Here is a 7,947-nt window from a genome sequence, read left to right as displayed (position 1 = left end):
GTCCATATCGAAGAGGACCGCCTGCAGCCGCGTCACGCCGCACCACCCGTCGGTGCGGAGGAGGCGAGCAGCACGGGCCGCTGCCGAGGGCGGACGGAGACGTCCGTGCCCGGGGTCAGCCCGGCCGCCGCGTGCGTGGGGACGTCCGCCTTGACATCCGTACCGTCGGCGAGGGTGATCCGCAGCCGGGTCGTCGGGCCGTGGAACGAGGTCCCGGTGACACGGGCGGGGCCGCCCGCCGTCACCTCCATGGCCTCGGGCCGCAGCAGCACCCGGACGTCCCCCGTGCCGTCCGGTCCCTCGACCGGCAGCCGGGTGCCGAGCACCTCGACGAGGCCGTCGCCGACGGACCGGCCGGGAACGCGGTTCATGGTGCCGATGAACTCCGCGACGAAGTCCGTGGCGGGACGCTCGTACAACTCCGTCGGCGTGGCGCACTGTTCGAGCCGGCCGCCGTTCATCACGGCGACCCGGTCCGCCATCGACAGCGCCTCCTCCTGGTCGTGCGTGACGAACACGGTGGTGATACCCAGCTCCAGCTGGAGCCTGCGGATCTCCTCCCGCAGCGTCAACCGCACCCGGGCGTCGAGCGCCGACAGCGGTTCGTCGAGCAGCAGCAGCCGTGGGCGCAGCGCCAGCGCGCGGGCCAGCGCGACCCGCTGCTGCTGGCCGCCGGAGAGCTGGTGGGGGAAGCGGTCGCCGTGGCCGACGAGGCCCACCAGGTCCAGCAGCTCGGCGGCACGGGCGCGCCGCTCGGCGGCCCGCACCTTGCGCATCCGCAGCCCGAAGGCCACGTTGCCGGCGGCCGTGAGGTGCGGGAAGAGGCTGTACGACTGGAACACCATCGCCGTGTCACGGCGGTTGGCGGGCACCGGCACGATGTCCTCGCCGTCGAGCAGCACCTGGCCCTCGTCGGGCCGCTCGAATCCGGCGAGCACGCGCAGCGCGGTCGTCTTGCCGCAGCCGGACGGGCCCAGCAGGGCGAGGAGTTCGCCGGGCGCGACGTCGAGGTCGAGGCCGTCCAGCGCGACGGCGGAGCCGAAGGACCGGCGCAGGCCGCGCAGCCGGAGAGCCGCTCCGGTCCGGGTGGGGGTGTCGGTCACGGTCATCGGGAGGTCTTTCCTCGGGAAGCCGCGGTGGCTTCGGACGTACGGGAGGGGCGCGGTGAACGGCGGCGCCGGTTGCCCACGGTGGTCAGCGCGAGCAGCAGCACCCAGGTCAGCAGCAGGCTCAGCAGCGACACGGCCACCGAGAGCCGGGCGTCGGAGCCGGATGCCTGCACGATCCACACCGCGAAGGGCTGGTAGCCGAGGAGCGAGGCGACCGTGAACTCGCCGAGCACCAGCGCCAGCGTCAGGAACGAGGCGTTCAGGAGCGCACCGCGCAGGTTGGGAAGCACGGCCGAGACCAGCGCCCGCGGCCAGGACGCGCCGCAGTCCCGAGCGGCCTCCACCAGCGTGCGGACATCGACGGAGCGCAGGCCCGCGTCGAGCGCGCGGTAGACGAAGGGCAGCGCCATCACGGCGTACGCGAGGACCAGGACCAAGGGGAAGTCCGGGTTCTGCACGGCCACGAACGTCTGGTAGAGCGGCGTCGTGGAGAGTTTCTCCGGACCCCAGCGCAGGACGGTCCCGAGCCCGGCCGTCAGCGCCACCGGCGGCACCACCAGCGGCAGCGTGCACACGACCTCCAGGACCGGCCGCAGCCTGGGGGCGGAGAGCCGGGCGGCGACCGCCGCGGGGATGGTGATCAGCAGGACGAGCGCGACGGTCGCCGCCGCGAGCGCCAGCGAGAGCAGCAGGCTGCCGGTGAAGCCGGGTGCCGTGAAGATGCGCGTGTACGAGGAGAGGGTGAGCCCCTGCCCGGGGATGTCCACGGTGAAGACGGCGGACGCGAGCAGCGGTACCAGGAAGTAGACCCCCGCGAGCAGGAGGACGAAAGGACGTCCTAGGCGAGCCATCGGGTGCTCCTTCGCTGGAGGGGCAGGTGGACGGCCATCACGAGCGCCGCGACCACGACCATGTCGAGGCTCAGCGCGAGCGCCACGTTCTCCTGGCCGACCAGGACGTTGCCGGAGAGCGCGTCCGCGATCTGCAGGGTGACCAGCGGCACGGAGCTGCCGACCATCGCCGCCGCCGTCGCGTACGCGGCGAACGCGCTGCCGAAGAGCAGCACGAACCCGCCGAGCAGGGACGGCAGGAGCACCGGGATGCCGACATGGCGCCAGTACTGCCAGGCCGTAGCCCCGTTGTCGTGGGCCGCCTCGCGCCACTGGACGCGCAGTCCGTCGAGCGCGGGCGCCACGGTCAGCACCATCAGCGGCACCAGGAAGTACAGATAGGTCAGGGCGAGGCCCCAGAACCCGTACAGCGACCAGCCGTGGTCGGCGAGCCCGAGGTGGGTGGTGAGCACGCCCGCGTTGCCGAGGGTGGCGACGAACGCGAAGGCGAGCGGGACACCGCCGAAGTTGGCGAGCACACCGGACGCGGTGAGGACGGCCTCGCGGAGCGCCCGGCCGCGCGAGGAGACCACGGCCTGCGCGAGGAACAGCCCGAAGACCGTGCCCGCGGCGGCCGTGAGCGCGGAGAGCTCGACGCTGCCGATCAGGGCGGTGCGGTACGCGCCGTCCACGGACCGGGTCACGTTGTCGAGGCCGTACCCGCCGTCGGCGACGGTGAAGGCGCCGTCGGCCATGGCGAGCGCGGGCAGGCCGAAGGCGAGCGCGACGACCAGGAAGAGCGGCAGCGCGGCGAGCCAGGCCGCCGGCCGCACGCGGCGCCGCGCCCGGCGCACGGGGGCGTCCGGAGCGGGATGGGCCACGGGCGGGGCGGCGATCGCGGGGGAGTCGCCGGTCAGGGGGGAACCGGTGGCCCCCGGCCCCGCCGGGGCCACTCGCGCGGAGAGCGCGTGGGTGGCCCCGGACGGGGCGGTGGAGGGGTGCGCAGTCATCGAGGCGTCACCCGGAGACGGCCGCGGCCCAGCCCTGCGACAGGGTCTCCTTGGCCTTGGCGGTCTGCTGCTCGGTGGGGAACTTCGGGGTGCCCGCGACCTTCGGCAGCGCCGCGGCGGCCGTCTTGTCGATCGTGCCGTCGGCCTCCATGGCCGTCATCAGGACGGGCCGGGCGTAGCCCTTGAGCCACAGGTTCTGGCCCTCGGGGCTGTACAGGTACTCCTGCCACAGGCGGGCGGCCGCCGGGTGCGGGGCGTCCTTGTTGATCGCCTGCGAGTAGAACTGGGCGTAGACGCCGTCCGTGGGTACGGCGACCTTCCAGTCGACGCCCTTGGACGCGAACTGCTCGGCGTAGCCGGCGTTCAGGTAGTCCCAGTCGATGGAGATGGGCGTCTCGCCCTTCTCGACGGTGGCGGGGGTCGACTCGACGGGGTTGTAGTTCCCGTTCTTCTTCAGCTTGCCGAAGAAGTCGATGCCCGGCTGGATGTCGTCGAACGAGCCGCCGTTCGCCAGCGCCGCCGCGTAGACGCCGCCGAAGGCCGAACCGGACTTCGTGGGGTTGCCGTTGAGGGCGACCTTGCCCTTGTACTCGGGCTTGAGCAGGTCGGCGAAGGTCTGCGGGCAGACCGTGACCCGCTTGGCGTCGCAGCCGATGGAGACGTAGCCGCCGTAGTCGTTGAACCAGCGGCCCTGGGGGTCGCGCTGGGTCTCGGGAATCTTGTCGAAGGCGGTGACCTTGTACGGGGCGGTGAGGCCCTGCTCGCCGGCGGCCTGGGCGAAGGAGGCACCGAGGTCGAGGACGTCGGGGGCGCGGTCCTGGCCCTTGCGGGACTTGACCGCGTTGATCTCGTCCTGGCTGGAGGCGTCGGGGTTCTCGACGTTCACCTTGATGCCGTACTTGGCGGTGAACCCGTCGATGATCGCGCCGTAGTTCGCCCAGTCGCGCGGGAGAGCGATCGCGTTGAGCGTGCCCTCCTTCTTCGCGGCGGCGACCAGGGCGTCCATCCCGCCGGCCTCGGTGGCGGAGGTGGCGGTGGCGAGGTTCTTCCCGTCGGCGGCCGCCTCGGCCTTCGTCGGGGCGGCGCCGCAGGCGGTGAGGGACAGGGCGGTCAGGCCGAGGGCGCCGAGCAGGACGGCGGCGCGGGCAGGGGAGGTCACGCGTACTCCATGAGGGAAGGGGAGCGGGGCCAAGATGTATGAACAACTGTTGTCCGTACAACTCCTGCATTACGGGGGGTCGCGATGACCCCTCGGTGAACGCGAGGAGAAGCCCGCCCTGCGATTCCCCGGCGGAACGGGGCGCTCGACCAGGGGCCCGAGGCGGCCCGGGACACGGGGTTGACCGCCCCGCCGTCAGCGGCAGCGCGGAGTCGTCCACTCCAGGCGGGTCCTGACCCGGGGGTCCGCGATGTACTCGACGGCGGCCAGCGCGGTGTCGCGGGCCGTCCCCTCCGGGTCGCCGTCGGCCAGGATGCGCGCCAAGACCTCGACGGCACGCGGATCCTGACGCATCGCCAGGCCTCTGGCGGCCTCGGCCACGGCGTCCTCGTCGTCGTCGGCGAGCCGTGTGACGAGCGCCTCCCGCAGGGCCGGGGTGTCCTCGGGAACCTCCGCGAGCGCGAGCGTCGCCCAGTCCCGTACGCCGTGGTCGTGGTCCCGGCTCAGCGCGATCAGCGTCGCCACCGCCTCGGGGTGCCCGGCGGGCACCGGGCCCGTGAGCGCGCAGCCGAGGGCCCGCCGCACCTCGACGTCGGGGTGCGTGGCGAGCGACAGCAACTCCGGCAGCGCCTCCGCCGCCCCGCACCGCCCGAGTGCGACGACGGCGGAGAGCGCGGGCTCCCGGGCGGCGCCCGGCGTGGTGCCGGGGGCGCCGCCCGGCCCCGAACCGGCCACCGCGGCCGGCCACGCCCCCACCTTCGCCGCCCCCGTCTCGGCACCCGTCCCCGCCCAGGCGGCCGCGGTCTCCGTCGCGGTCTCCGCCCTCGCCGCCGCCGTCTCGTCACCCGCACCCGTCCCCGCCCAGGCCGCCGCCGTCTCCGCCGCCGTCTCCGCCGCGAGGCGGCGCAGCACCGGGACGGACCGCGACGTGAATCGGTCGAGGCCGCCCAGGACGCGGGCGCCCAGCGCCCGCCGCAGCGTGCCCCCGCTCGCGCACCAGGCGGCCGCCACCTTGAAGGTCTCCTCGTCGTCCCGGTCGGCCAGCGCGCGGACCGCCTCCGTCCAGTCGTCCAGGTCCGGGTCCGCGCAGTTCAGGGCCCGGGTGGCGAGCTCCTCCGGCGACACCCGTACACCCAGCGCCCGCTCCAGGAGCGTCGCGATCGCGGCGTGGCCCGTCTGCTGCTCGTTGCCCCGGCTCGGCGCGCCGTCCGCCCGCAGCACGTCGACGACGACGGTCACCCCGCCGTCCTCGCGCACGTGCCGCACCACGGTCTCCTCGGTCCCCTCGGGCCGGCCCGTGTCGAGCAGCCCGCGCCGCAACTCCTCGGCGACGTCCACGCCGATCCAGCGCCGCGCCTCCCGCAGGGCGTCCTCCGCCGGCCCCGCACCGTACTCGAGGAGCGCCCGCACGCTCGCGGTCGAACCGCGCCGCGCCGCCGCCACCAGCGGCGGGAGTCCGTCCGGTCCGGGCCGGCTCGGCGCCGCGCCGTGTTCGAGCAGGACCCGTACCGTCTCCGCGTGCCCGAGCCGCACCGCCCAGTCCAGGGCCGTGAAGCCGTACGCCTCGGCCTGATCCGCCCGCGCACCGCCCGCCAGCAGTGCCCGCACCACGTCCGCGTGCCCGCCGCAGGCCGCACCGCACAGGGGAAGGTCCCCCGCCTCCTCGCCGCTGCCCCGCCCTGGATCCGCCCCGGCCGCCAGCAGGAGCCGCACGATCCCCGGTTCGTTCGCGACGGCCGCCCGGTAGAGCGCCGTCTCCCCTTCGTCGTCGGTCTCGGGGGAGACCCCGCTCCGCAGGACGCGCACCACGGCGTCGTCCCCCTCGTGCATTGCCTCGAACAGCGTGCTCATCCACCGACCTTCACCCGCCGGGCGCGGATGGCGCAAATGAGTAACAGCCCTCCCGAATCGCCCGTCGGGGCTACGTGTCGCACTCCAGGACCGCATCGCACACCCCGCACCGGGCGCGCACCCGCCGGCCCGTCGGCACCCGCAGCCGCTGCCGGCACACCGGGCACGGGAAGGAGACCCGGGCCGAGGCCCCGCTCCCCTCGAAGGCGTACGGAGCGTCCTGCGCCGCCCGGCCGTAGCGGCGGTCCTTCGCGTACCGGTGCCGCGCCGCCCACCCCGCCGCGGCCAGTGGGGGCCGCCGGGCGTCCCGCGCCGCCTCCTCCCGCCCGCGGGTCCACGCCTCGTACGCGCGGGGGCTGGTGAACCACGGCGAGGGGTCCTCCCCGAACGCCTCTGCCCGCTTGGCCAGCACGTACCCGAACTCCTCCGGCGTCAGATACCCGAGCTTCTGGCTGGACATCCCGTCCTCCCGGAAGGCGTCGAGCAGCAGCCAGCCTGCCCCCAGATAGGCGGTCACCACATCGGTGAGGATCTCGTTGTCCCTGGTGCCGGAAAAGCCCAGGTCGAGGCGGTGGAGCAGCACGTGCGTGATCTCATGGGCCAGCGCCGCCCCGATGTCCCTGCGGTGGCCCCGGAAGCGGTCGTTCAGCTCCACGAAGTACTCGGGACCCGCGGCCAGTTCGACGCTCGCCGCATGCTCCATCTCCCGGAAGCTCACGATCATCCGCGCCTCGGGCAGCCTCAGATGGTGCACGAGGGCCCCGGCGACGCGCTGGGCGCCGAGGTGAAGGTCCTCCCCGTCGGTGAAGGCCACGGCCTCAGCGGACACGCTCGCCCCGTACCGCCGCACCCCGTCCGCCGACAGTCGCCGGTACAGCGCGGTGATCGAGGCCCGGACCGTGGCGAGGTGCGGGAACCCATGGACGACCTCGTTTCCGTTCGGCACGCCACACCCCCTTCCCTCCACTGTACGAGGCCCCGCGGGAGTGCGGCGCTGGCCGAAATCGCGCCCTTGTCGCCCTCACCGGGCGCTGCCCATAATCCCGACCAAGCCTTGACGGGCACATGCCATCAAGGCCAACCCCCCATGAAAGGCAGACACTTGAAGAAGAACAGGTTCGTCCGCGCCCTCCAGAGAATCGCCGCCGCCGGCGCCGTCATCCTCGCGGCCGTCAGCCTCCAGCCCTCCAACGCCTTCGCCGCGCCCGCCCCGGTCGTCGGCGGGACCCGCGCCGCCCAGGGCGAGTTCCCCTGGATGGTCCGGCTCTCCATGGGCTGTGGCGGCTCGATGCTGACGTCGCAGATCGTCCTCACCGCCGCCCACTGTGTGAACGGCTCCGGCAACAACACCAGCATCACCGCCACCGCCGGAGTCGTGGACCTCCGGTCCAGCAGCGCCATCAAGGTCCGGTCGACCAAGGTCCTCCAGGCCCCCGGCTACAACGGCCAGGGCAAGGACTGGGCCCTGATCAAGCTGGCCTCGCCGATCACCTCGGTGCCCACGCTCAAGATCGCCGACACCACCGCGTACAACAGCGGCACGTTCACCGTCGCCGGCTGGGGCGCCACCCGCGAGGGCGGCGCGCAGCAGCGGTACCTGCGCAAGGCCACCGTCCCGTTCGTCTCGGACGCCGACTGCCGGAGCGCCTACGGGAGCGAGCTCGTCCCCGGCGAGGAGATCTGCGCCGGCTACAACCAGGGCGGCGTCGACACCTGCCAGGGTGACTCCGGCGGCCCGATGTTCCGCCGCGACAACACCGGTGCCTGGATCCAGGTCGGCATCGTGAGCTGGGGCTACGGCTGCGCACGGGCCGGTTACCCCGGCGTGTACACCGAGGTCTCGACCTTCGCCGCCCAGATCAAGTCCGCCGCGGCGACCCTCTAGCGGCGACCTTCCCGCACGACCCCGAGCGTGTACGGGGGCGGGGGCGCCGCCCCCCTCCCCCCCCCCCCCCCCCCCCCACCCCCCCCCTCCCCCCCCTCCCCCC

7 protein-coding genes are annotated in these 7,947 nt (G+C 74.0%); 1 reads left to right on the top strand and 6 read right to left on the bottom strand.

The window, feature by feature from the left end; genetic code table 11:
* Positions 1-32: 32 nt before the first annotated feature.
* The 6 genes from ACFUJR_RS27635 to ACFUJR_RS27610 form a co-directional block, all read right to left on the bottom strand.
* Positions 33-1,109 carry an ABC transporter ATP-binding protein gene (locus ACFUJR_RS27635; protein ID WP_383169178.1) on the bottom strand — a complete coding sequence of 359 codons (1,077 nt, stop codon included), beginning with the start codon at positions 1,107-1,109 and terminating at the stop codon, positions 33-35.
* Positions 1,106-1,960: an ABC transporter permease gene (locus ACFUJR_RS27630; protein ID WP_383169176.1), complete on the bottom strand. Its 855-nt coding sequence runs from the start codon at positions 1,958-1,960 to the stop codon at positions 1,106-1,108. The genes ACFUJR_RS27635 and ACFUJR_RS27630 overlap by 4 nt, the downstream gene beginning before the upstream one ends.
* Positions 1,948-2,949: an ABC transporter permease gene (locus ACFUJR_RS27625; RefSeq protein WP_383169174.1), complete on the bottom strand. Its 1,002-nt coding sequence runs from the start codon at positions 2,947-2,949 to the stop codon at positions 1,948-1,950. Before ACFUJR_RS27625 ends, ACFUJR_RS27630 begins: the two co-directional genes overlap by 13 nt.
* Positions 2,950-2,956: 7 nt before the next feature.
* Complete coding sequence (locus ACFUJR_RS27620) at positions 2,957-4,108, bottom strand: ABC transporter substrate-binding protein (protein WP_383169172.1); 1,152 nt, start codon at positions 4,106-4,108, stop codon at positions 2,957-2,959.
* A 195-nt stretch (positions 4,109-4,303) separates the two neighbouring features.
* Positions 4,304-5,959, bottom strand: coding sequence for an ankyrin repeat domain-containing protein (locus ACFUJR_RS27615; protein WP_383450829.1), 1,656 nt, complete (start codon positions 5,957-5,959; stop codon positions 4,304-4,306).
* Positions 5,960-6,029: 70 nt separating this feature from the next.
* On the bottom strand, positions 6,030-6,905 hold the full coding sequence (locus ACFUJR_RS27610; protein ID WP_383169169.1) for a hypothetical protein: 876 nt from the start codon (positions 6,903-6,905) through the stop codon (positions 6,030-6,032).
* A gap of 156 nt (positions 6,906-7,061) precedes the next feature.
* Here ACFUJR_RS27610 and ACFUJR_RS27605 point away from each other — a divergent pair, with 156 nt between their 5' ends.
* On the top strand, positions 7,062-7,844 hold the full coding sequence (locus ACFUJR_RS27605) for a S1 family peptidase (RefSeq protein ID WP_383169168.1): 783 nt from the start codon (positions 7,062-7,064) through the stop codon (positions 7,842-7,844).
* Positions 7,845-7,947 lie beyond the last annotated feature (103 nt).

Origin of the sequence: Streptomyces sp. NPDC057271 (genome assembly GCF_042668715.1) — a bacterium.
Taxonomy (GTDB): domain Bacteria; phylum Actinomycetota; class Actinomycetes; order Streptomycetales; family Streptomycetaceae; genus Streptomyces.
Note: the sequence above shows the minus strand (reverse complement) of the source record. Positions and strands in the feature narration are given on the sequence as shown.

Coding starts and splice junctions, on each gene's coding strand:
- ACFUJR_RS27635 (WP_383169178.1), bottom strand. CDS start 1,109: ATGACCGTGACCGACACCCCCACCCGGACCGGAGCGGCTCTCCGGCTG.
- ACFUJR_RS27630 (WP_383169176.1), bottom strand. CDS start 1,960: ATGGCTCGCCTAGGACGTCCTTTCGTCCTCCTGCTCGCGGGGGTCTAC.
- ACFUJR_RS27625 (WP_383169174.1), bottom strand. CDS start 2,949: ATGACTGCGCACCCCTCCACCGCCCCGTCCGGGGCCACCCACGCGCTC.
- ACFUJR_RS27615 (WP_383450829.1), bottom strand. CDS start 5,959: ATGAGCACGCTGTTCGAGGCAATGCACGAGGGGGACGACGCCGTGGTG.